The organism is Streptomyces sp. NPDC031379 (assembly GCF_055569615.1).
Genome location: NZ_JBVIIT010000030.1, coordinates 86675 through 110916 on the forward strand (window position 1 = coordinate 86675; position 24242 = coordinate 110916).

General features: G+C 70.1%; 13 protein-coding genes. 11 read left to right on the forward strand and 2 right to left on the reverse strand.

Going from position 1 to position 24242, the window contains the following annotated elements; all coding sequences use genetic code 11:
* Positions 1-72: 72 nt before the first annotated feature.
* Positions 73-1566 (forward strand): sensor histidine kinase, encoded by a 1494-nt coding sequence (locus tag ACZ5CW_RS34800; RefSeq protein ID WP_468608616.1) that lies wholly within the window; start codon positions 73-75, stop codon positions 1564-1566.
* Between the two features lie 867 nt (positions 1567-2433).
* Here the strand turns inward: ACZ5CW_RS34800 and ACZ5CW_RS34805 are convergent.
* A complete protein-coding gene (locus ACZ5CW_RS34805; protein ID WP_468608618.1) occupies positions 2434-5103 on the reverse strand; it encodes a SpoIIE family protein phosphatase in 2670 nt (889 codons plus the stop codon).
* Between the two features lie 521 nt (positions 5104-5624).
* On the opposite strand from ACZ5CW_RS34805, the gene ACZ5CW_RS34810 reads away from it, so the two are divergent.
* Positions 5625-8894 carry a GH92 family glycosyl hydrolase gene (locus ACZ5CW_RS34810; protein WP_468608620.1) on the forward strand — a complete coding sequence of 1090 codons (3270 nt, stop codon included), beginning with the start codon at positions 5625-5627 and terminating at the stop codon, positions 8892-8894.
* A gap of 63 nt (positions 8895-8957) precedes the next feature.
* Here ACZ5CW_RS34810 and ACZ5CW_RS34815 read toward each other — a convergent pair whose 3' ends face one another.
* Positions 8958-12761, reverse strand: coding sequence for a GH92 family glycosyl hydrolase (locus ACZ5CW_RS34815; protein ID WP_468608622.1), 3804 nt, complete (start codon positions 12759-12761; stop codon positions 8958-8960).
* A gap of 339 nt (positions 12762-13100) precedes the next feature.
* Between ACZ5CW_RS34815 and ngcE the strand changes: the two genes are divergently transcribed.
* The 9 genes from ngcE (at position 13101) to dxs (ending at position 24130) form a co-directional block, all read left to right on the forward strand.
* Positions 13101-14546, forward strand: a complete 1446-nt coding sequence (gene ngcE / locus ACZ5CW_RS34820) for an N-acetylglucosamine/diacetylchitobiose ABC transporter substrate-binding protein (protein ID WP_468608624.1) — start codon at positions 13101-13103, stop codon at positions 14544-14546.
* Positions 14547-14575: 29 nt separating this feature from the next.
* Positions 14576-15502 (forward strand): carbohydrate ABC transporter permease, encoded by a 927-nt coding sequence (locus ACZ5CW_RS34825; RefSeq protein WP_468608626.1) that lies wholly within the window; start codon positions 14576-14578, stop codon positions 15500-15502.
* Between the two features lie 4 nt (positions 15503-15506).
* A complete protein-coding gene (locus tag ACZ5CW_RS34830) occupies positions 15507-16433 on the forward strand; it encodes a carbohydrate ABC transporter permease (RefSeq protein ID WP_468608628.1) in 927 nt (308 codons plus the stop codon).
* 205 nt (positions 16434-16638) lie between these two features.
* Positions 16639-17838 carry an ROK family transcriptional regulator gene (locus ACZ5CW_RS34835; protein WP_468608630.1) on the forward strand — a complete coding sequence of 400 codons (1200 nt, stop codon included), beginning with the start codon at positions 16639-16641 and terminating at the stop codon, positions 17836-17838.
* Positions 17839-17971: 133 nt separating this feature from the next.
* Positions 17972-19078 (forward strand): substrate-binding domain-containing protein, encoded by a 1107-nt coding sequence (locus ACZ5CW_RS34840; RefSeq protein ID WP_468608645.1) that lies wholly within the window; start codon positions 17972-17974, stop codon positions 19076-19078.
* Positions 19079-19263: 185 nt separating this feature from the next.
* Entirely contained in the window at positions 19264-20055 is a 792-nt protein-coding gene (locus ACZ5CW_RS34845) for an ATP-binding cassette domain-containing protein (protein WP_356938819.1), read from the forward strand.
* On the forward strand, positions 20052-21347 hold the full coding sequence (locus ACZ5CW_RS34850) for a sugar ABC transporter permease (protein WP_468608632.1): 1296 nt from the start codon (positions 20052-20054) through the stop codon (positions 21345-21347). Before ACZ5CW_RS34845 ends, ACZ5CW_RS34850 begins: the two co-directional genes overlap by 4 nt.
* A gap of 228 nt (positions 21348-21575) precedes the next feature.
* Positions 21576-22028 carry a hypothetical protein gene (locus ACZ5CW_RS34855; RefSeq protein ID WP_468608634.1) on the forward strand — a complete coding sequence of 151 codons (453 nt, stop codon included), beginning with the start codon at positions 21576-21578 and terminating at the stop codon, positions 22026-22028.
* Positions 22029-22201: 173 nt separating this feature from the next.
* Positions 22202-24130 carry a 1-deoxy-D-xylulose-5-phosphate synthase gene (gene dxs, locus ACZ5CW_RS34860; RefSeq protein WP_468608636.1) on the forward strand — a complete coding sequence of 643 codons (1929 nt, stop codon included), beginning with the start codon at positions 22202-22204 and terminating at the stop codon, positions 24128-24130.
* Positions 24131-24242: the final 112 nt, after the last annotated feature.

Here is a 24242-nt window from a genome sequence, read left to right on the forward strand (position 1 = left end):
AGCCGGAACACAGGCTTCCCCCAGCGGACCGGAACAGAATCGCTACATGTCCGGCACTCCTGGGTCTCGCAGATGAGCCCCCACCCGCGCGTCCGCTCGCTGCGCACACGCCTGCTGCTCTTCGTCACCGCCACCCTGGTCTGCGTGTGCGCCGCTTCGGCCCTCACCACCGTCCTGGTCCAGCGCGCCTGGCTGCTGAATGCCTTGGACGACCGTGTGACCGACGCCGCCGAACACGGCCTGGCCGGTGCCGCACTCCACCCCGAAGCCCCCGCCGGCCTCGCCTTCCTCGACGAGGGCGGCCACCCGGCCGGACTGCTCGCCGCCCGGCTGGACACCCGGGGCCGTGTCGTCTCGGCCGCGGTCGTCACGCGGAACGCGCCCCCACGCGTCCTCGCCTCAGCCCAGCGCACCGCCCTCACCGGCATCCGGGCCGACGGCTCGGCACACACCCGTACCGTGCCCGGACTCGGCGCCTACCGGCTCACCGCCCTCGACGCCGGAGGCATCCGCGTGCTCACCGGCCTTCCCCTGGCCGAGGTACGGGACACCCTGCGGCGGCTGGCCGGGACCGAGGCGGTCGCCGGGGCCGCCGTGCTCGCGCTCGCCGGCGGCGTGTGCGCGGTCGTGGTCCGGCGCCAGCTGCGCCCGCTCGGCCGCCTCGCCGCCACCGCCGTCGAGGTCTCCCGGGTGCCGCTCGGCCGCGGACGGGTCACCGCGCTGCCCCGGGTGCCGGCCCGCGACACCGGTGCCCGCAGCGAGGCCGGCCAGATCGGCGCCGCGCTGAACCGGATGATCGACCACGCCGAGGCCTCGCTCGCCGAACGCCGGCGCGGCGAGGAACGCATGCGCCGCTTCGTCGCCGACGCCGGCCACGAACTGCGCACCCCGCTCACCTCCGTCGCCGGGTACGCCGAGCTGATGGACCGCGTCGCCCCCGACCCGGCCTGGCGCCGGGTCCGTGCCGAGTCCGCGCGCATGACGGACCTGGTCGAGAACCTGTTGCTGCTCGCCCGCCTCGACGAGGGGCACCCGCCGCCGAGCGCCGAGGTGGACCTGGCCGCGGTGGTCGCCCAGGCGGTACGGGAGGCCCGGGCGGCCGGCGGCGATCATCTCTGGCGGCTCCGACTCGACCCGGACAGCCCGGCACCGGTGACGGGGGACGCGGCCCGCCTCCACCAGATGGTGGCCCACCTGCTGGCCAACGCCCGCACCCACACCCCGCCCGGTACGACGGTCACGGTCACGGTGGAGTCCACCGGCGCCCGTCACCTGGTCCGCGTCCGCGACGACGGCCCCGGCATCCCGCCCGCCCTCCTGCCCGCCGTCTTCGAACGCTTCACCCGGGCCGACGCCTCCCGCTCCCGGGCCCCCGGCAGCGAGGGCGGCTCGGGGCTGGGCCTTGCGATCGCCGCGGGCATCACGGCGGCCCACGGCGGCGACATCCGCGTGGACAGCGTCCCGGGCCGCACCGAGTTCACCGTCGAACTCCCCGCCCCCACCCACCCCTCACCCCGGCAACCCCCCTCGAACCGAACACCCGCCATGCCCCACCCATCCCACTGACAGCCCACGCCCGGTCCGCCACCCGCCCCGCCGACCTCCGATCCGGCCGCCCGCCGTGCCGCGCCCGCCCGGCTGACGGCCTGCTGACCGGCCATGGTCCGGGACGGTCCAGTCCTCGCGTCCGGCTTGGCAAGGCCTCTCGGGTCGGCTGCCCGTTGTGCCGCGCTCGGCCGATTGACAGCCGCGCACCGGCCACGGGTGGGGACGGTCTAGTCCTCGTGCCCCCCTCGGCCACACCTCTCGGGTCGGCTGCCCGCTGTGCCCGCCCGGTCGGCGGCCTGCTCACCGGCCGTGGTCCGGGACGGTGTGGTCGTCGCGTCCGGCTTGGCAACGCCTCTCGGGTCGGCTGCCCGCTGTGCCGCGCCCGCCCGGTCGGCGGCCTGCTCACCGGCCGTGGTCCGGGACGGTCTGCCCTCGCACCCGCCCCGCCGACACCCTCGGATCGGACGCCTGCCGTGCGAGCCCGGCCGATCGACGGCCGCACACCTGCCGCGGTCCGGGAGGGACTAGCCGCTGCTCTCGGCCCGGCCGTAAGGACCGGACGCCCGTCGCCCCGCGCCCGGCCCGTTGGCCGTCCGACGCCGGCTCTGCGGCCGGATGCTTGCCCTGCCGCGCCCGGCCCGTTGGCCGTCCGACGCCGGCTCTGGGGCCGGATGCTTGCCCTGCCACGCCCGGCCCGTTCGCCGTCCCACGCCGGCTCTGGGGCCGGCCCCCCTGCCACGCCACGCTCGGCCCTGTCGCCGTCCGGCACCGGCCCTCGGGCCCGGCCGCCCGCCACGCGCCGCCCGGCCCGTTCTCCGCCCGGCACCGGCCGTCGGAGCGGGCGTGGTCGCCGGTCTCGTGGGCGGTGAGCCGCTCGGGGAGGTCTCAGTCCGGGAAGAACGCCGTGGGGTCCACGCAGAGGTCGGTGAGGTCGGGCAGTGTCAGCTCGGCCCAGATCACCTTGCCGTGCGGCGTGTACCGGGTGCCCCAGCGCTCGGTCAGCTGCGAGACCAGGAACAGGCCCCGGCCTCCCTCGTCCGTGGTCGCGGCATACCGCAGATGCGGCGAGGTGCTGCTGCCGTCGGCCACCTCGCAGATCAGTGTGCGGTCATGGATGAGGCGCACATGGACCGGATCGGAGCCGTAGCGGATGGCGTTGGTGATCAGCTCGCTGAGCACGAGTTCCATGCCGAAGCCCAGCTCGGACAGGCCCCACTCCTCGAGCTTGCCGGACACGGCGAGACGCATCCCGGACACGGCCGCCGGGTCGCACGGCACGTCCCAGTCGGCGACCTTCTCCGGCGGCAGCGCCCGGGTGCGCGCGATGAGCAGGGCGACGTCGTCCGTGGGCCGCTCGGGCAGCAGCTCGTCCAGGACCGCCTGGCAGCTCTCCTCCGGAGACCGGCCCGGGTGTCCCGCCAGCGCCAGGCGCAGCAGCTCCATCCCCACGTCCAGGTCGCGCGTGCGGTCCTCGATGAGGCCGTCGGTGTACAGGACGAGCTGGCTGCCCTCGGCCAGCTCCAGCTCGGCCGTCTGGAACGGCAGGCCGCCGAGACCGAGCGGCGGCCCGGCGGGTACGTCGGGGAAGGTGACGCTGCCGTCGGGCGAGACCACCGCGGGCGCCAGGTGCCCGGCCCGGGCCATGACGCAGTGGCGCGTCACGGGGTCGTAGATCGCGTACAGGCAGGTGGCGCCCACGATCTCCCCGGCCGTCTCCGGACAGACCTCGTCCTGGTCGATGCGGCCGACCAGCTCGTCCAGGTGGCTGAGCAGCTCGTCGGGCGGCAGGTCGAGCGTGGAGAAGTTGTGCACCGCGGTCCGCAGCCGGCCCATCGTCGCCGCGGCGTGCAGCCCGTGTCCGACCACGTCACCGACGGCCAGTGCCACCCGGCTGCCCGGCAGCGGGATGACGTCGAACCAGTCGCCGCTCACGCCCGACTGGGCGGGCAGATAGCGGTAGCCGACGTCGAGGGCGCTCTGCTCGGGCAGCGCCCGCGGCAGCAGGCTGCGCTGGAGGGTGACCGCCACGGCGTGCTCGCGCGTGTACCGGCGGGCGTTGTCGATGCTGACCGCGGCTCGGGCCACCAGTTCCTCCGCCAGCGACAGCTCCTCGTCGTCGAAGGTCTCCCGTTTGGAGCGCCAGAAGTTGGCCATGCCGAGCACGACACCACGTGCCCGGATCGGGGCGGCGATCAGCGAGTGGATGCCGTAGTCCACGATCTGCCGGGCCCGGTCCGGGTCCTGCGCCTGCCAGCCGTCCGCGACGGACAGGTCGGTCACCAGCTCGGAGCGGCCGGAGCCGTAACCGCGCGCCTGGGGCGTGGACGGCAGGAAGTCGATCAGCCGGCCCTGTTCGTACAGCGGATGGTCGTCCCGGATGCCGCTCACGGCGACGCGCCGCATGTCCGTGGCGGTGGGCGCCGGCTCCTCGCCGTGCAGCACGGCGTCGGCCAGGTCCACGGTGACGAAGTCGGCGAACCGGGGGACGGCGACCTGGGCCAGCTCGTCGGCCGTGCGGACCACGTCGAGGGTGGTGCCGATGCCGAGGCCGGCGTCGTACAGCAGCTCCAGCCGCTCGCGTGCGACCTCCGCCCGGCCGGAGACCGCCTGCAGCTCGGTGGAGTCCCGGAGCGTCACCACGGTGCCCCGAGGGCCTCCCATGCGGTCCGTGGGCCGCTGGTTGACCGCCAGCAGGCGCCCGCCGGCGAAGTGCACCTCGTCGCTCGCCTCGCGCCCGGACTGGAGCAGCTCCACCGTCGCGGGCTCGAGGCCCGGCAGCTCGCGCACATCGCGCCCCTCGGCCTCGGCGGGCAGCTCCAGCAGGCGCCTGGCCTCGTCGTTGGCGAGCAGCAGCCGCCCGTCGTCACCGACGATGAGCACGCCCTCGCGCACCGAGTGCAGCACCGTGTCGTGGTGCTCGTACATGCGGGTCATCTCGTCCGGAGCCAGGCTGTGCGTCTGCCGCCGCAGCCTCCTGCCCACCAGAGCCGTACCGCCCGTGGACACCACGAGCGCTCCGGCACCGGCCGCCAGGATGATCGGCAGCTGCCGGTCCACCTGGCTGGCGACGTTCTTCACCTTCAGCCCGGCGGAGACGAGGGCGGTGACACGGCCCTGGGCGTCCTTGACGGGAACGGTCGCCTGCACCTCGTGGCCGAGCGGGCCGTGGACGCTCTCCGTGTAGACCTTCCCGGCCAGCGACGGCCCGATGGCGCCCACGAACCGCTTGCCTATCTTGCCCGGCAGGGGGTGGGTGTAGCGGATGCCCTTGGTGTCCATGACCACGATGAAGTCGACGCCCGCGGACTTGCGTCCCGCCTCGGTGAGCGGCTGGAGCTTCTTCGACGGGTCGGGGGCCTGCAGTGCCTGCACGATGCCAGGGGAGTGCGCGAAGGTCTGCGCCACGGCTATGGACCGGCGCTTGGCCTCCGTGCTGGTGTCCCGTTCCGATTGCAGGACGAGAGCGATGACGCCGCAGATCACGAGCAGCACCACCAGGGCCACCTGGAGAAGGAAGACCTGTCCGGCGACGCTGCGCGGACTCCTGCCGACCATGGCACGCCATGGCACACGCCTGAATCGGGCAAATCGGTCCGACATGCGGCATTTGTAACACCGGCGCATGCCTGTGACTACGCCGGTCCACGAGATGGACGCATATTTCGGTGCCTCATTCGCCCCAGGCGCTGTCTATCGCCACATGAGTCACTCCTGCATCGCGCTCGGGGTCTCCGTCAGGGTGCGCTCGGGGCGGACCCGGTGGAGTCGTGCACCGGGTCCGCGAGCCGGGCGGGTGGGGGGTGTGTGACCCGCCCGGAGGGGATGGCCTGAAAGCGGGAACTGCGTGGCTTGTGTGCCGGCATGGCGCGCGACAACGTTGTCTACGGTCTGTACATGACTCTACCGCCTCAACGGACAACGATGTCAAGCCACTTGGAGTAGCCCGACCAGGTGATCCCGGCGTGCGCCCGCGCAGGCGCACGCGGTCTTCCGTGGTACCGGTGGCGCACGTTACTGTCCCTGCGGCTTGTGCGACCCGTGGTGCGCGACCCGTCCGTCAGAGGAAGGGCCGCGTCATGCGTTTCCGACCCATGTCCCTGCTGCTGGCCGCGCTTCTCGCGACCGGCGGCGCCGCCACCCCCGCCCTCGCGGCGACCGCCGCTCCCCCCGATCTCGTCAAGGACCCCACTCCGTACGTCGATCCGCTGATCGGCACCAAGAACGTCGGCGATGTCTTCCCCGGTGCCGTCGTGCCGTTCGGCATGCTCTCCTGGAGCCCGGAGAACACCCGCGGCGACGCCACGCGAACCGCCGCACCCGGCGGTTACCAGTACGACGCCACCCGTATCCGCGGCTTCAGCCTCACCCACATGTCCGGCACCGGCTGTGCGGGCGGCAGCGGCGACATCCCCTTCTTCCCGTACGCCGGCGAGGTCACCTCCTCCCCGGCGAGCGACACCAAGGACGCCGTCTACGCCTCGGACTTCACCCACGCCGACGAGACCGCCGAACCCGGCCACTACAAGGTGGGCCTGGCCTCCGGCGTCACCGCCGACCTCACCGCCACCGCGCGCACCGGCTCGGCCCGCTTCACCTTCCCGGCCGGCAAGCCCGCCTCCCTGCTGGTGCGCACCGCCAACTCGGAGGTGGGCTCGCAGGACTCGACCGTCAGGATCGACCCGGCCACCCGGACGATCTCCGGCTCGGTCACCTCCGGGAACTTCTGCGGCTACCTCGACCCGGAGGGCCGGCGGGCCTACTACACCCTGTACTTCACCGCCCGCTTCGACCGCGCCTTCCGGGCCACCGGAACCTGGCGGGACGACAAGCTCGACCCGGGCTCCACGCAGGCGTCCGGTGACACCGGCGGCTTCTCGCACGGCGGGCGGCCCGTCGCGGGGAAGGGCGCGGGCGGGTACGTCGAGTTCGCGCCCGGCGCCGGTCCGGTGAACGTCAAGGTCGGCATCTCCTACGTCGGACGGGAGGCGGCCGAGGCGAACCTGGCCGCCGAGAACCCGCCGGGCCGCTCCTTCGACAAGATCAGGGAGGCGGCCCGCCGCGCCTGGCGGGAGCGGCTCGGAGCCGTCCGGGTCGGCGGCGGCACGGACGCCGAGCGCACCACCTTCTACACCGCGCTCTACCACTCGCTGCTGCACCCGAACGTGATCAGCGACGTCGACGGCCGGTACCGGGGAGCCGACGGCCGCCCGCACCGGGTCGGCCGCCGGCAGCACGCGCAGTACGGCACCTTCTCCGGCTGGGACGTCTACCGCGACCAGGTGCAGCTCGTGACCCTCCTCGATCCGCGCACCGGCTCCGACATCGCCCAGTCGCTCTACGAACTCGCCCGGCAGAACGGCGGGACCTGGGACCGCTGGCTGCACGGTGCGAGCGGCACCCACGTCATGAACGGCGACCCCTCGGCGGCCGCCCTGGCCGGCATCCGTGCCTTCGGCGGCAGCGGCTTCGACCTGAAGGGCGCCCTGGACTCACTGGTCGAGGCGGCGACCGTACCCACGTCGCAGGATCTGTCGGCGGCGGGCAAGCCGGTGCTCTCGGTCGGTCAGCGCCCCTCGCTCGACAAGTACCTCGCGCTGCACTACATGCCGAGCGTCTCCAACGCCTGGGGCGGCGCGGCCGAGACCCTGGAGATGTCCGCGGCGGACTTCGCGATCTCCCAGCTCGCACGAGCCGCCGGGCGGCAGGACACCGCGGCCGCCTTCGCCCGCCGGTCCCAGTGGTGGCAGAACAACTTCAACATCGCGGCCGATCCGAGCGGCGGCTACATCGCGAACCGCAGGGCCGACGGCAGCTGGGTCACCGGCTTCACCCCCGACACCGGCAACGGCTTCGTCGAGGGCACGGCCGCCCAGTACACCTGGATGGTCCAGCACGACCCGGCGGGCCTGTTCGCCGCGCTGGGCGGCCGGGACAAGGCCCTCGCCCGGCTGGACGACTTCTTCCACGACGCCGACGGCGGCTGGGCCTTCACCGGCAACGGCGGCACCAAGTCCGAACTGGACAACGAGCCGTCGATCAACGTGCCCTACCTGTACGCCTACGCGGGCGCCCCGTACAAGACGCAGGAGACCGTCCGCGCGGCGATGCGGCAGCTGTGGTCCACCCAGCCCGGCGGCATCCCCGGCAACGACGACCTCGGCGCCATGTCGGCCTGGTACGTCTTCTCGGCGCTCGGCATGTACCCGCAGGTGCCGTCCCGCGCCGAACTGATCCTCGCCTCACCGCTGTTCGAGCGCGTGGAGATCCAGCGGCCCCGGGGCAACGACATCTCCATCCGCGCGGCCGGAGCCGCGGCCGGCGCGCCCTACGTCCAGTCCCTGAAGGTCGACGGCCGTACCAGCGACCGGCCCTGGCTGCCCGCCTCCTTCGTCCGGGACGGCGGCCGCCTCGACTACACCCTGTCCGCCACCCCGGACCGCACCTGGGGAGCGGGCAGCCCGCCGCCGTCCTTCCGGGAGGGCGAGCAGCCGTACCAGATCGGTGTCGGCCCGACCGCGGCCACGATCGCGCCCGGAGACAGCACGAAGATCGGCGTCCGCGCGCTGGCGCTGAACGGCGGTACCGGCCCCGAGGTGCGCTTCCAGGTGCGAACCCCGGCCGGCGTCACGGCCGCGCCCGCCGAGGGCACGGTGACCGACGGTGCCCAGGAGATCACCCTGACGGCCGCGCAGGACGCCGCGCAGGGCTTCGCCGACGTCGAGGTCACGGTGACCTCGGGCGACACCTCGTACCGGCAGCCGGTCTCGCTGACCGTGGCCGCCCCGGGCACCCTCCTCGCCGCGTACGACAACACCGGCGTCTCCGACGACGCGGGCGACCACGACGAGGCCGACTACGACGGTGGCGGCTGGAGCTACTCCCGCCAGGCCCTCGCCGCGGCCGGCCTCACCCCGGGCGGGCGAGGCACGGTCGACGGCCTCGCCTTCACCTGGCCGGACTCGCCCGACGGCCGCCCCGACAACGCCACGGCGAACGGCCAGACCATCGATCTGACCGCTCCCGCGGCCACGCTGTCGTTCATCGGCAGCGCGGTCAACGGCAACCAGCAGACCCGGGCGACCGTCACCTACACCGACGGCACGACCGACACCGTCGACCTGTCCTTCACCGACTGGACCGTCGGCGGCGGAGGCGGCACCGTCCAGTTCGGCAACGCGGTCGTGGCCAAGACCGCGTACCGCAACGTCGCCGGCGCGGACAAGGACCCGGTCGCGACGTACGTCTTCGCCACCAAGCCCTTCGCGGCACCCGCCGGCAAGGCGATCAGCGGTGTCCGGCTCCCGCGCGACGCGGACCTGCACGTCTTCACGCTGGCCACCGGCTGAGCACCGCACCGCACAGCGTAGGGGGCGGACCCGGACGGGCCCGCCCCCTACCCCTTGCCCGCGTCAGGCCAGCAGCTCCACCTCCGCCAGCGTCGACTCGCCGTCCAGGACCAGGCGGTACTTGGTGTAGGTACCGGGGGCGGCGACGCTGAAGGCCCGCGTCTGGCGGTCCCACCGGAAGGCTTCGCCGGAGCGGTGGTCCAGGGTCTGCCAGGTCGTGCCGTCCCTGGAGCCCTTGAGGGTCCAGCCGGTCGGCGCCTTCGTGTGGTCCGCCGCCGAGGTCAGCGTGTACTGCACCGGCCGCACGGCGCCGTCGGCCGGCAGCTCCACCGCGGTGACCGTCGCGCTCGTCGCCGACGTGTCGTCGAACAGGGCGCCGTCACCCTTCAGGACGTCCGCGCGGGGCGTCGGCACCTTGTCGTCCTGGGCGATGGAGACGGGGGCCGCGTCCTTGCCCGTGCCCCACGCCGACGGCTTGTCACCCATGGCGAACTCCAGTACACCGCCCTGGGACAGCAGCGAATGGGGGAGCGACGTGGACTTCCACGGACGGCCGTTGAAGGTCACGCCCTGGACGTAGACGTTCCGCGCGCTGTTCCGCGGTGCCTTGACCACCAGGTTCCGGCCGTTCTCCAGGTGCACGGTCACCTGCTTGAACAGCGGGGAGCCGATGGAGTACTCGCCGCTGCCCATGACCAGCGGGTAGAAGCCGAGCGCGGAGAAGAGGTACCAGCCGGACTGCTCGCCGTTGTCCTCGTCGCCGTGGTAGCCCTGTCCTATCTCGCTGCCGGTGTAGAGGCGGGCGAGCGCCTCACGCACGTACGCCTGCGCCTTCCAGGGCTCGCCGGCCGCGTCGTACATGTAGATCACGTGGTGCGCGACCTGGTTGGAGTGGCCGTACATGCCCATCCGGACGTCCCGCGCCTCGGTCATCTCGTGGATGACACCGCCGTAGGAGCCGACGTAGTCCGGGGAGGCCGTCTCCGGCGTGCCGAAGTACTCGTCGAGCTTGTCCGCGAGGGCCTGCCGGCCGCCGTAGAGGTTGGCCAGCCCCCGGCTGTCCTGCGGGGCGGTGAAGGCGTAGCCCCAGCCGTTGGTCTCCGTGTAGTCGTAGCCCCACACGCGCGGGTCGTACTTCGAGGAGTCCACCCGCCAGTTCCCCTCGGCGTCGCGGCCCTGGAAGAAGCCCGCCTTGGAGTCGAACAGGTTCACGTAGTCCTGGGCGCGGTTGAGGAAGTACCGCGACTCCTCCCGGTAACGCTTCTCGCCGGTCTTCTTGTACAGCTCCTGGCCCATCCGGGCGATGCCGTAGTCGTTGACGTAGCCCTCCATCGCCCACGACAGGCCCTCGTGGGTGTCGGTGCCGGTGTAGCCGAGGAAGGGCGAGGTGGCCATGCCCTTGCGGCCCACGCCGGACGCCGGCGGGACGACGGTCGCGTTCTTCACCGCCGCGTCGTAGGCCGCCTTCGCGTCGAACTTCACGCCCTTGACGTACGCGTCGGCGAAGGCCACGTCCGAGGAAGTGCCGGTCATCAGGTCCGCGTAGCCGGGGGAGGACCAGCGGGAGGTCCAGCCGCCGTCCTTGTACTGCTGCACGAACCCGTCGACCATCTCGCCCGCCTGGGAGGGCGTCAGGAACGAGTACGCCGGCCAGGTGGTCCGGTAGGTGTCCCAGAAGCCGTTGTTGACGTACACCGTGCCGTCGACGATCTTCGCGCCGGTGTGCGTCGGGGTGTCCGGGCCCGGCATGGGCGAGAAGGGCGAGGCGTACCGGTTGGTGCCGTCGACCTTCTCGAAACCGGAGTTGGGGTACAGGTAGAGGCGGTACAGACCGGAGTACAGGGTGGTCAGCTGGTCGGGGGTCGCGCCCTGCACCTCGACCTTGCCGAGCACCTTGTCCCAGGCGTGCTGGGCGTGTGCCTTCACCTTGTCGAAGGACGTGCCCTCGGGGATCTCCTGGCGCAGGTTGTCCTTCGCCTGGTCGATGCCGATGAGCGAGGTGGCCAGCCGCAGGGTGACGGTGCGGTCGGCGCCCGCGTCGAAGCGCAGGAAGCCCTTCACACCGCTCGACGCGCCGTCGGTCACCTTCTTGTCGAACTCGCCGTACACGAAGAGCCGGGTGGCGCCCGTGGACAGTCCCGACTTCACGTCCGACCAGCCGGTGACGATCCCGTGCTCCTTGTCGAGCGTCAGGCCCGCCTGCTCGGTCACGTTGTCGAACAGGACACTCGCGTCCGCGCCCGGATAGGTGAAGCGCAGCACGGCCGCGTGGTCGGTCGGCGTCATCTCCGCCTTGAGGCCGTTCTCGAACCGGACGCCGTAGTAGTACGGCCGCGCGGTCTCGTTCTCGTGCCGGAAGGCCAGCTCCCGCGCCTCACGGCCGGTGTCCGGGGTGCCGGACGCGGCCGACGGCATCAGCTGGAAGGTCTGCCGGTCACCCATCCACGGGCTCGGTTCGTGGCTGGCGCTGAAGGCCTGGATCGTGGGCTGGTTGTCGTCGTTGTTCGCACGTGCGTACTCGTACAGCCAGCTCAGCGAGGACGCGTTGGTCACCGGCGTCCAGAAGTTGAAGCCGTGCGGGAGCGCCGTCGCCGGGAAGTTGTTGCCGCGCGAGAAGCTGCCGCTGGAGTTGGTGCCCCGGGTGGTCAGCGCGTAGTCCGACAGGTGCGCCTTCGGCTTCTCGGGGGCCACCGGACGCAGCGCCAGGTCGTCTATCCAGCCGCGGAACTTCGCCGGGCCGTCCGGGGAGTCGTACGCGACGAGGATCCGGTCGACCGTCCTGCCGGCCGCCACCGAACCGATCCGTGAGACGACGTTGTTCCACTGATTGACGTACAGCGACTTCGAGGCGCCCTGGCCGCGCGGCGTCAGCGGGAAGCCGTGCGCGTCCAGCGCCCCCAGGCCGCTGAGGTAGGTGCCGTCGGTGAAGGCGAGGTCGACGGAGACGTTCGTGGCGTCGTAGTCGCGGTCGCCGTCGGCCATCGAGGGGAAGAGACGGTACGACAACTGGGTGTCGCGGCCGACCTTCACGTCCACGTCGAAGACCTTGTTGTACGAGTACGCCCGGCCGCCCGCCGTGTGCCGGCCGGCGTAGCGCAGCGCCCGCTTGCCGGTGAAGCCGGCCCGGGCCTTGGCGGTCGGGGAGCCGCTCGGGCCCTTGTCGACCAGCGTCAGCATGTCCTGCGGCACCGGTCCGCCCCCGCCACCGGTGGAGAACTGCACGTCGGCGAGTTGCAGGATGTCCGAGGCGCCGTTGTTCCCCGTCACCTCCAGCCGGAAGTGCTGGTACTCGGCCGGCTGGTCCAGGTCGTAGGACTTCGTCTGGAACCGCTCGGAGAAGTTCTCGCCCGAGCGGGTGTCGACGGTCTTCCAGTCCTTGCCGTCGCCGGAGCCCAGCAGGGTCCAGTCCCGCGGGTCGCGCGCGTCGTAGTCGTTGGCCGAGGTGAGCGCGTACGTCACCAGCTTGACGGGCTTGTCCAGCTCGAACTCCACCCAGCCGGTGGGCGCGAAGGTCAGCCATTTGGTGCCGGGCTCACCGTCGGCGAGGTTCTCCTTCACCTCGCCGGCGACCGTGTTCTCGCCGCTCGCCCGTACCTCGGTGACATGGTCGGTCACATTGCCCGGAATGCCGGTGCTGTAGCCGCCGTCGACGCCCGAGGCGCGCTTGCCGCCGTCCGCCGCGGTGTCGACGGTGTTCAGCCAGTCCGGGGCCGGATCGCCCGTCTCGAACGAGGATGCGAACTCCTGGTCGGCGGACGGAGCCCCGGCCGGCAGGGCGACCGCCGCTCCCTGCGCGCCGACGGCCATGACAAAGGCGGCCGTGAGGACGACCGCCGGATCCCATCTGTGCCTGGTTCTCCGCTGCATCTACGCATTCCCCTCCTGCGACCGCGTGGACAACGTTGTCAGAATCGGTGCGCAGGAACCAGTAGGGCGTCAAGTGGCCGGTGATGTCAAGGGTGTTGGGTGTGGCATTCAGGGGCTTGTGTCGCGAATTTTTCCGGCGAAGCACGCACAGGGCGCTCAGATTTCCAAGAGGTCTCAACTCGGAAAAGACCCGTGGCCAACCTTGCATTCGATCTTGCTCCCCTGGCGGGAAGTGGACTATACCTGTCGGCGTTTCCTGCACGACCCTGCACTACCCGACCGCGGTGCCGGGAGGATCCGGTTCACCGCCTGAGTCCTGGAGAAGGCGAGGACTTGAGCATGGGATCCACTGCGCACCACGGTGGCGAAGGCGTCGGCCGTCGCGATCTGATCAAGCGGTCCGCCGCGCTCGGCCTGGTCGCGGCCCCGGGCATGGGCCTGCTGTCCGCCTGCGCGAGCAGCGGCGGTGACGGACAGGACAAGGCGAAGGCGGGCAAGAAGACCGACAAGAACCCGCTCGGCGTCAACGAGAGCGCCGGTATGGAATTCGTCCTCTTCGACGGCGGCTTCGGCAAGGAGTACGCCGAGGACGCGGTGAAGATCTACGAGAAGGACTTCCCCAAGGCCAAGGTGAAGTTCGCCGCCACCCAGAAGATCCAGTCCACCCTGCAGCCCCGCTTCAACCAGGGCAACCCGCCGGACCTCATCGACAACTCCGGCGCCGAGCAGATGGACATGGGCGTGCTCGTCGGCAAGAACCAGCTGGCGGACCTCACCCCGCTGCTGGACGCGCCGTCGTACGACGACCCGAAGAAGAAGGTCCGCGACACGCTGCGCCCCGGCATCGTGGAGATGGGCCAGTTCGACGGCAAGCCGGTCTGGATCCTGTACTACGCCTACACGGTCTACGGCGTCTGGTACTCACAGAAGGCGCTGGACTCGCTGGACGCCGAGTACCCGCAGACCTGGGACCAGATGCTGGCGGTGTGCGAGAAGGCCAAGAAGAAGGGCATGGCGGGCTGGACGTACGCGGGCAAGTACCCGTACTACGTGCCCTTCTCGCTGTACCCGATGATCGGCAAGGTCGGCGGCCGCGAGGTCCTCGACGCCATCGACAACCTGGAGCCGAACGCCTGGAAGCACCCGGCGGTCAAGGCGTGTTTCGAGGCCTACTACGAGCTGTACAAGAAGGGCTACATCCTCAAGGGCACCCCGGGCCTGGACCACATCCAGTCGCAGACCGCCTGGGCCAAGGGCAAGGCGCTGTTCATCCCGAACGGCTCCTGGGTGGAGAACGAGTCGGCCAACGTCATCCCGGCCGACTTCGATCTCGCGGTCTCCGCGCCCACCGGCCTCGACGGCTCGGACAAGCTGCCGTTCGGCACCATCTGGGCCTCCGGCGGTGAGCCGTTCGTCGTGCCGGCCAAGGCGGCGAACGCCGAGGGCGGCATGGAGCAGCTGCGCGTCATGCTCTCGGAGGCGTCCTCGAAGAACTTCACCGCCAAGGTGAAGTCGCTGACGGCGTACAACGGCGGCACCGACGGCATCTCCCTGACCCCGGGTCTGAAGTCGGGCGTGGCGGCCTTGGACAAGGCGGGGTCCAACGTGGTGAATCCGCGGCTGCAGGACTGGTACGTGCAGCTGCAGAAGGAGAAGATCGGCGTGGCCGGTCTCGGCGAGATGATGGCCGGCCGGCTCACCCCGGCCGAGGCCATCAAGAAGATCCAGGGCTTTGCCGACGAGGCGGCCAAGGACACCTCGATCAAGCACTACAAGCACCAGTAAACCCGCACCCTGACAGCACCGGAGTGGCGATGCAGCACGGCAAGTACCGGTTCATTGTGGGGTTTCTGGCACTGCCCCTGGGACTGTACGCGCTCTTCGTGGTGTGGCCGTTCATCCAGTCCATCTACTACTCGTTCACGGACTGGACCGGCCTCAGCCCCGAATTCAAGATGGTCGGCTTCGACAACTACAAGAGGATGTTCGACGACGACATCTTCTGGAAGTCGTTGCAGCACAGTCTGCTGTTCGCTCTGGTGCTGCCAGTGGTGACGATCGGTCTGGCGCTGTTCTTCGCCTTCATGATCAATGTGGGCGGACGGCGGAGAAGGGGCGGCCCCGTGATCTCGGGTGTCCGGGGCTCGGCCTTCTACAAGATCGTCTACTTCTTCCCGCAGGTGCTCTCGATCGCGATCGTCTCGCTGTTGTTCGCCTTCGCGTACAACCCGGACAGCGGCGCGATCAACTCGCTCCTGCGCGGCGTCGGACTCGACAGCCTCCAGCCGCTGTGGCTGGGCGACCCGAGCCTCGCGCTGTGGTGCGTGATGGCGGTGCTCGTGTGGTCCACGGTCGGCTTCTTCGTGGTGCTGTTCTCCGCGGGCATGGCCTCGATCCCGGCCGAGATGTACGAGGCCGCCCTGCTGGACGGGGCCAGCCGCTTCACCACCTTCTTCCGCATCACCCTGCCGCTGCTGTGGGACACCGTGCAGTCCGGCTGGGTCTACATGGGCATCCTCGCGCTCGGCGCCGAGTCGTTCGCGGTCGTACAGATCATGACGACCGGACCGGGCGGGCCCGACTACTCGACCACCGTGATGGTCCTGTACGTGTACCAGAAGGCGTTCCGGGACGGTCAGGCCGCCTACGCCACCACCATCGGCGTCGCCCTGCTCGTCGTCACGCTCGCGTTCGCGGCGGTCGTGATGCGGCTGGGCCGTCGCGAGCGGCTGGAGTACTGAAGCGATGAAGACGACCGAGACCCCCGCCCCGCTGCCGGCCGAGTCCGGCGCGACCGTCTCCAAGGTGGACGCGCCCCCGGTCGCGCGGCCCTCCGGGCAGAAGAAGGAGGGCCGCGTCCTCAACGTCTTCTCCCACGGCATCCTGGTCCTCTGGGCGATCATGGTGGTCATGCCGCTGGTGTGGGCGGTGATGACGTCCTTCAAGGACGACAGCTCCATCTTCGGCTCGCCCTGGTCCCTGCCCGACAAGCTGCACTTCGACAACTGGGCCCGGGCGTGGACCGACGCCAACATGAGCGACTACTTCCTGAACACCATCCTGGTGGTCGGCGGCTCGCTCATCGGCACCCTGGTGCTCGGCTCCATGGCGGCGTACGTGCTGGCCCGCTTCGACTTCCCGGGCAACCGCTTCATCTACTACCTGTTCATCGGCGGCATGAGCTTCCCGATCATGCTCGCACTGGTCCCGCTGTTCTACGTCGTGAACAACATGGGGCTGCTGAACACGATCCACGGCCTGATCCTGGTCTACATCGCGTACTCGCTGCCGTTCACGGTCTTCTTCCTCACGGCGTTCTTCCGCACCCTGCCCACCTCGGTGGCGGAGGCGGCCTTCGTCGACGGCGCTTCGCACACGCGTACGTTCTTCCAGATCATGCTGCCCATGGCGAAGCCGGGTCTGATCAGCGTGGGCATCTTCAACTTCCTGGGCCAGTGGAACCAGTACATGCTGCCCACGGTCCTCAACACCGACCCCGACAAGCGCGTCCTCACCCAGGGCCTGGTCCAGCTGGCGGTCAGCCAGGGATACAAGGGTGACTGGTCAGGACTGTTCGCGGGCCTCGTGATGGCGATGCTGCCGGTGCTCGCGGCCTACATCGTCTTCCAGCGCCAGGTGGTGCAGGGGCTGACCGCGGGGGCGCTGAAGTAGGGGCGCCCTGCCCGGCGGGGCCACGTCCCGCGACCGCGCGCATGCACACCGTCCCGCTCGCCGGGGCGGTGTGCGTCGCTGTGTCCCTGCACCCGGAAACGGTTCAACCTCTTGACGGAAGTCGCCCCGAACGGCTCAGCTTAGAGTTCACTAGTTGGACATACACGGGGCCTCATCGAAGCGGCCCCGCGCTCAGGAGGTCGTCGTGGAGACTCCAGGGTCGCAGTCATCACTGCACCGAGCCAACCTGGAGCGGGTCGTCCGGGCCGTACGCCTGGCCGGGTCTCTCACGCAGGCGGAGATCGCGCGGACGACCGGTCTGTCCGCCGCGACCGTCTCCAACATCGTGCGGGAGCTGAAGGACGGCGGAACCGTCGAGGTCACGCCCACGTCGGCGGGCGGGCGGCGGGCCCGCAGCGTCAGCCTGAGCGGCGACGCGGGCATCGTGATCGGCGTCGATTTCGGGCACACCCATCTGCGCGTCGCGATCGGGAACCTCGCCCATCAGGTGCTGGCGGAGGAATCCGAGCCGCTGGACGTCGACGCCTCCTCCGCGCAGGGCTTCGACCGGGCCGAGGAGCTGGTCAGTCGCCTGATCGCAGCAACCGGGGTGGACCGGTCCAAGGTGGCCGGCGTGGGGCTCGGTGTGCCGGGCCCGATCGACGTGGAGTCGGGGACGCTGGGCTCCACCGCGATCCTGCCCGGCTGGGGCGGCACCAAGCCCGCCGAGGAGATGCGCGAGCGGCTGGGCGTGCCCGTGCACGTGGACAACGACGCCAACCTCGGCGCCCTCGGCGAGCTGGTCTGGGGCAGCGGCAAGGGCGTGCGCGACCTCGCGTACATCAAGGTCGCGAGCGGTGTCGGAGCCGGTCTGGTGATCGACGGGAAGATCTATCGCGGTCCCGGCGGCACTGCAGGAGAAATCGGACATATTACACTCGATGAATCCGGCCCGGTCTGCCGTTGCGGGAACCGTGGCTGCCTGGAGACGTTCGCGGCGGCACGCTATGTGCTCCCGCTGCTCCAGCCCAGCCATGGTCCCGATCTGACGATGGAGGGTGTCGTACGGCTGGCCAGGGACGGTGACCCGGGCTGTCGTCGGGTGATCGCCGACGTCGGCCGCCACATCGGCAGTGGAGTCGCCAATCTCTGCAATCTGCTGAACCCGAGCCGGGTGGTCCTCGGCGGTGATCTCGCGGAGGCCGGTGAGCTGGTGCTCGGGCCGATCAGGGAGTCCGTCGGTCGCTACGCCATTCCCAGTGCGGCGCGCCAACTGTCCGTTCTCCCGGGGGCACTTGGAGGCCGTGCGGAGGTGCTCGGAGCGCTCGCCCTCGCCCTCAGCGAGATGGGCGATTCGACCCTTTTGGATGGAACGCTGCCTGTGGCGGCCCCTGCCTTCACTTAGAGAACGGATGGCACCGTTGCCATCTCGTTAAGGATTTACTTCTTGACGTCGCACGTGTGGCCGAGTTGACTTCCAGCCACCTCGGCCGCAACGACGCGGCCTCGTCAGGGAGGTTTCTGAAGTGAACGCACGTATGCGTCGTGCCGCCGTTGCCGTTGCCGCGGGTGCCATGGCCGTTTCGCTTGCCGCTTGTGGCAGCGCCAAGGAGTCGAAGGGCAACGACAGCTCTTCCTCCTCGTCGGCCAAGAAGGGCGACGACATCAAGGTCGGTCTGCTCCTGCCGGAGAACAAGACCGCCCGCTACGAGAAGTTCGACAAGCCGCTGATCGAGAAGAAGATCAAGGAGCTGACGAACGGCAAGGCGGAAGTCCAGTACAACAACGCCCGCCAGGACGCGAACCTGCAGGCCCAGCAGGTCGACACCATGATCACCAACAAGGTGGACGTCCTGATCGTGGACGCGGTGGACGCCAAGGCCATCCAGAACTCCGTCCAGAAGGCCGTGGACGCCGGCATCAAGGTCGTCGCGTACGACCGCCTCGCCGAGGGCCCGATCAGCGCCTACACCTCGTTCGACAACGAGGAGGTCGGCCGGACCCAGGGTGAGGCCCTGCTGAAGGCCCTGGGCGACAAGGCCACCAAGTCCTCCAAGATCGTCATGATCAACGGCTCGGTCACCGACCCGAACGCCGCCCAGTTCAAGAAGGGCGCGCACTCCGTCCTCAACGGCAAGGTCACCATCGCCAAGGAGTACGACACCAAGGAGTGGTCGCCGGACAACGCCAACTCCGAGATGGAGGCGGCGATCTCCTCGGTCGGCAAGGGCAAGATCGCGGGCGTGTACTCCGCCAACGACGGCATGGCCGGCGGTATCATCACCGCCCTCAACGCCGCGGGCGTCAAGGTCCCGGTCACCGGCCAGGACGCCGAGCTGGCCGGTGTGCAGCGCATCGTCTCCGGTGAGCAGTACATGAGCGTCTACAAGCCGTACGCTCCCGAGGCCGACGCCGCCGCCGAGATGGCCGTCGCGCTCGCCCAGGGCAAGTCGCTGGACTCCGTCGCCAAGGACAAGGTCTCCAGCAACTCCCAGAAGGACGTCCCCTCGGTGCTCGTCCCGGTCACCTCGCTGACCCAGGACAACATCAAGGACACCGTCGTCAAGGACGGTGTCTACACCCTGGACGAGATCTGCGGCGGCAAGTACAAGGCCGCCTGCGAGAAGATCGGCCTCACCAAGTAAGCAGCCGCACGTCCTTCCCAGGAGCGGGCACTCGTCCTCGACTGCCCGTGGGGAACGACCCGACTGCCCCCTGCTCCTCCGGCGCCCCGCGCACCGACAGCCCCGCAAAGCTCGACGCGGGGCGCCGGACGGAACTCCCCCCAATCTTTCTGCACAACCTCCCGCCGGGTCAGGCGGCGAAGGAGATGGTTCACGTGTCCGCTACGCCCGTGCTGGCGTTGCGCGGGGTCTCCAAGCGGTTCGGTGCCGTTCAGGCGCTCACCGACGTAGAGCTTGAGGTCCACGCCGGTGAGGTGGTCGCCCTGGTCGGCGACAACGGCGCCGGAAAGTCCACGCTGGTCAAGACGATCGCCGGCGTGCACCCCATCGACGAGGGCGCCATCGAGTGGAATGGCGAGCCCGTCTCGATCAGCAGGCCGCACGACGCCCAGGCCCTGGGCATCGCGACGGTGTACCAGGACCTCGCGCTGTGCGACAACATCGACGTCGTCGGCAACCTGTTCCTCGGTCGTGAGCTGAGGAAGTGGGGCGTGCTGGACGAGGTCGAGATGGAGCGCCGCGCCCGCGAGCTGCTCACCACGCTCTCGATCCGCATCCCGAGCGTCCGCATCCCGATCGCCTCGCTCTCCGGCGGTCAGCGCCAGACGGTGGCCATCGCCCGCTCCATGCTCGGCGACCCGAAGCTGGTCATCCTCGACGAGCCCACCGCCGCGCTCGGTGTCGAGCAGACCGCCCAGGTCCTCGACCTGGTCGAGCGCCTGCGCGAGCGCGGTCACGCCGTCATCCTCATCAGCCACAACATGGCGGACGTGAAGGCGGTGGCCGACAAGGTCGCCGTCCTGCGCCTCGGCCGCAACAACGGTGTCTTCGAGGTCAAGACGACCTCTCAGGAGGAGATCATCTCCGCCATCACGGGCGCCACCGACAACGCCGTGACCCGCCGTGCGGCGCGCACGAACGGGGAGGTTTCCAAGTGAGCATCGACAAGACCTCCGCGTCCCCGCAGGACGAGCACGTCGTCGAGAACCCGGAGGCGGCGGCCGCGGCCGTCACCGCGGTCGACCCGCGTCTCCTCGTGCGCGAGCAGGGCCTGCTCGGCTACTGGAGCGAGTTCAAGCGCAAGATGAAGGCCGGCGAGCTGGGTTCCCTCCCGGTCGTCCTGGGCCTGGCGATCATCTGCATCATCTTCCAGGTCCTGAACTCCGAGTTCCTCTCCGCGCAGAACATCAGCAACATCACGGTCACGATGGTCGGCACGGGCATGATCTCCGTCGGCATCGTCTTCGTGCTGCTGCTCGGCGAGATCGACCTGTCGGTCGGCTCGGTCAGCGGCGCGGCCAGCGCCCTCGCGGCCGTCCTCACGGTCAACCAGGGCTGGCCCGAGTGGGTGGCCGTGCTCGTCGCCATCGCCGCCGGTGCCGTCATCGGCTCGCTGCACGGCTTCTTCTTCGCGGTGCTCGGCGCCCCCGCCTTCGCCGTCACCCTGGCCGGTCTGCTGTTCTGGCTGGGCTTCATGCTGAAGGTGCTGGGCGAGGACGGCACGATCAACCTCGACAGCGACGGTCTGATCGGCAAGCTGACCACGTACACCTTCACGGACGTGGCCGCCGCCTACGGCCTGGCCGTCGTCGTGGTCGCGCTGTTCTTCGTCTCCTCCTTCCTCGGCAACCGGCGCCGGGAGGCCGCGGGCGTCCCGTCCCGGCCGCTCAGCGACACCGTCCTGCGCACGGCGCTGCTGGCCGTGATCTCCTTCGCCGCGGCGTACATGTACAACCAGTACAAGGGCCTGCCGCTGGCCACGGTGATCTTCCTCGCGTTCCTGGTCGGCACGGACTTCGTGCTGCGGCGCACCCCCTACGGCCGCAAGATCTTCGCGCTCGGCGGCAGCGTCGAGGCGTCCCGGCGTGCGGGTATCAACGTCACGGCGGTGCGGATCTCGGTCTTCGCGATCTCCGGCGGGTTCGCCGCGATCGGCGGTCTGTTCCTGGCCTCGAAGATCGCGTCGGCCAACCAGAGCGCCGGCACGGGTGACCTGCTGATGAACGCGATCGCCGCGGCCGTCATCGGTGGTACCTCGCTGTTCGGTGGCCGGGGCCGCACCTGGAACGCCCTGCTCGGTGTGCTGGTGATCGTGTCCATCCAGTACGGCCTCCAGCTGGAGTCCATCGCGGAGCCGGTGAAGTACATGATCACCGCCGCGGTTCTGCTCACGACGGTGGTCATCGACTCCATCACCCGCAAGACGCAGAAGACCGCGGGTCGCGCGTAATCTCTGCCGCCCCAGGGCCCGGCGCCACCCGGCGCCGGGCCCCGGTGCATTTTTTGAGCGATATTTTTGTCGCGTCCCGAAGCAATGATTTATCTCTGCCCCTTTTCGTCCGCTTGCCGCCGGTCCGCGCCGGCACCCCCTTTTCCGTTGCGGCTAGATGATCTTGAGTGCTAGGCTCCGGCCGTTCTTATCGAATACGGTTCTGGAAATGGAAAAGGAATTCTTCGCGTGAAGCGGATATATGGCATTCTCGTGGCCGTCCTGGCTCTCCTCGGCGGCGGCCTGCTGGCCGCACCTGCGGCGCAGGCTGCCGGCTACGGCTGCAGCGGCAGCCAGATCGACACCTACTCGGTGACCGCGAGCACCGGTACGTTCGGCACTGTCTACCTTTACTACGACTCCTCCACCGGTAAGAACTGCGCGGTGGCCGTTTCCAACAGCTCGCACGGATACGGAAGCTCGAAGTGGATGCTCGTCGAGATCGAGAAGTGTACGCAGACCGTTGACACCGGAACGTGCAGCAGCTACTCGCCGGCTCAGGTGGTAAAGGACCAGGGTAATTACCTGTACCAGGCCGGCCCGGTCAGCATTGCGGCCGCCGGTCACTGCATCATGATTTACGGTCGTATCGACTGGGCCGGCGTGACCGGCGGTGCGTTCGACATCGGCCACTGCGGCTGACGCGAGAACGTACGACGCCACTGCCCGGCACCCTCCGGTGTCGGGCAGTGTGCCGTGCGGTCGAATGCGGGGCGCGCTGAAACCGCCAGGGCGGCCCCTCTTCCGCGATCGCGGAACATTACACTCGACAGGCCCGGCAACAGCTCGATCAGCTCTACTGCAAGGAGGCACGGGTGCCGCTGCTGACCCGCATCAGGGGACCGCGCGATCTGGACCGGCTCAGCCTGGAGGAGCTGGACCAGCTGGCAGGGGAGATCCGGACCTTCCTCGTCGACGCCGTCTCCAAGACCGGCGGCCACCTCGGCCCCAACCTCGGTGTGGTCGAGCTGACCATCGCCCTGCACCGCGTCTTCGAGTCCCCGAAGGACAAGGTCCTGTGGGACACCGGCCACCAGTCCTACGTGCACAAGCTGCTCACCGGCCGGCAGGACTTCTCCAAGCTGAAGATGAAGGGCGGCCTGTCGGGCTACCCCTCGCAGGCCGAGTCCGAGCACGACGTCATCGAGAACAGCCACGCCTCCACGGTCCTCGGCTGGGCCGACGGCATCGCCAAGGCCAACGAACTGAAGAAGCGGGACAGCCATGTCGTCGCCGTCATCGGTGACGGCGCGCTGACCGGCGGCATGGCCTGGGAGGCGCTGAACAACATCGCCGAGGCCAAGGACCGCCCGCTGGTCATCGTCGTCAACGACAACGAGCGGTCGTACGCCCCGACCATCGGCGGCCTGGCGAACCACCTGGCGACGCTGCGCACGACCGACGGGTACGAGCGGTTCCTCGCCCGGACGAAGGACATCCTCGACCGCACCCCGGTCGTCGGCAAGCCGCTGTACGAGACCCTGCACGGCGCCAAGAAGGGGCTGAAGGACTTCATCGCCCCGCAGGGCATGTTCGAGGACCTGGGCCTGAAGTACGTCGGCCCGATCGACGGGCACGACATCGAGGCGCTGGAGTCGGCGCTGGCCCGGGCCAAGCGGTTCGGCGGACCGGTCATCGTGCACTGCCTGACCGAGAAGGGCCGCGGCTACCAGCCCGCCCTGCAGGACGAGGCCGACCGCTTCCACGCCGTCGGCAAGATCCACCCGGACACGGGCCTGCCGATCGCGTCCTCCGGCGCCGACTGGACCTCCGTGTTCGGCGAGGAGATGGTCAGGCTCGGCGAGGAGCGCGACGACATCGTCGCCATCACGGCGGCCATGCTCCAGCCGGTCGGCCTGGACAAGTTCGCCAAGCGCTTCCCCGAACGCGTGTACGACGTCGGGATCGCCGAGCAGCACGGCGCCGTCTCGGCGGCGGGCCTCGCGCACGCCGGTGTGCACCCCGTCTTCGCCGTGTACGCCACCTTCCTCAACCGCGCCTTCGACCAGGTCCTCATGGACGTCGCCCTGCACAAGTGCGGGGTGACCTTCGTACTCGACCGGGCCGGGGTCACCGGTACCGACGGTGCCTCCCACAACGGCATGTGGGACATGTCGATCCTTCAGGTCGTGCCGGGGCTGCGGCTCGCCGCCCCGCGCGACGCCGACCAGGTGCGGGCGCAACTGCGCGAGGCCGTCGCCGTCGAGGACGCGCCGACCGTGGTGCGCTTCTCCAAGGGCGCCGTCGGCCCCGCCGTACCGGCCGTGGGCCGCGTCGGCGGCATGGACGTGCTGCGCGAGCCCGGCACCGACCGGCCGGACGTGCTGCTGGTCTCCGTGGGCGCCCTCGCCCCCATGTGCCTGGAGATCGCCGGCCTGCTCGACAGGCAGGGCATCTCCACCACCGTCGTCGACCCGCGCTGGGTCAAGCCCGTCGACGAGGCCATGGCCCCGCTGGCGGAGCGCCACCGGGTCGTCGTCACCGTCGAGGACAACAGCCGCGCCGGCGGTGTCGGCTCCGCCGTCGCCCAGGCGCTCAGGGACGCGGGCGTGGACGTGCCGCTGCGCGACTTCGGCATCCCGCCGCGCTTCCTCGACCACGCCTCCCGCGCGGAGGTGCTCGCCGAGATCGGGCTGACCGCGCCCGACATCGCCCGCCAGGTCACCGGACTGGTCTCCAAGCTCGACGGCCGGTTCGACCGTACGGCGGACACGGTGGACTCCGTGGAGCCCGCGCGCGACTAGGAGAAGCGCTCGTCCGGGCCGGTTTTGCCACCTCCCCCGGTGGCGGAACCGGCCCGTCTGCGTGAACCTGCCAGTGCCGGGGCATACGCGTCCCGACCCTCTCGATCATGTT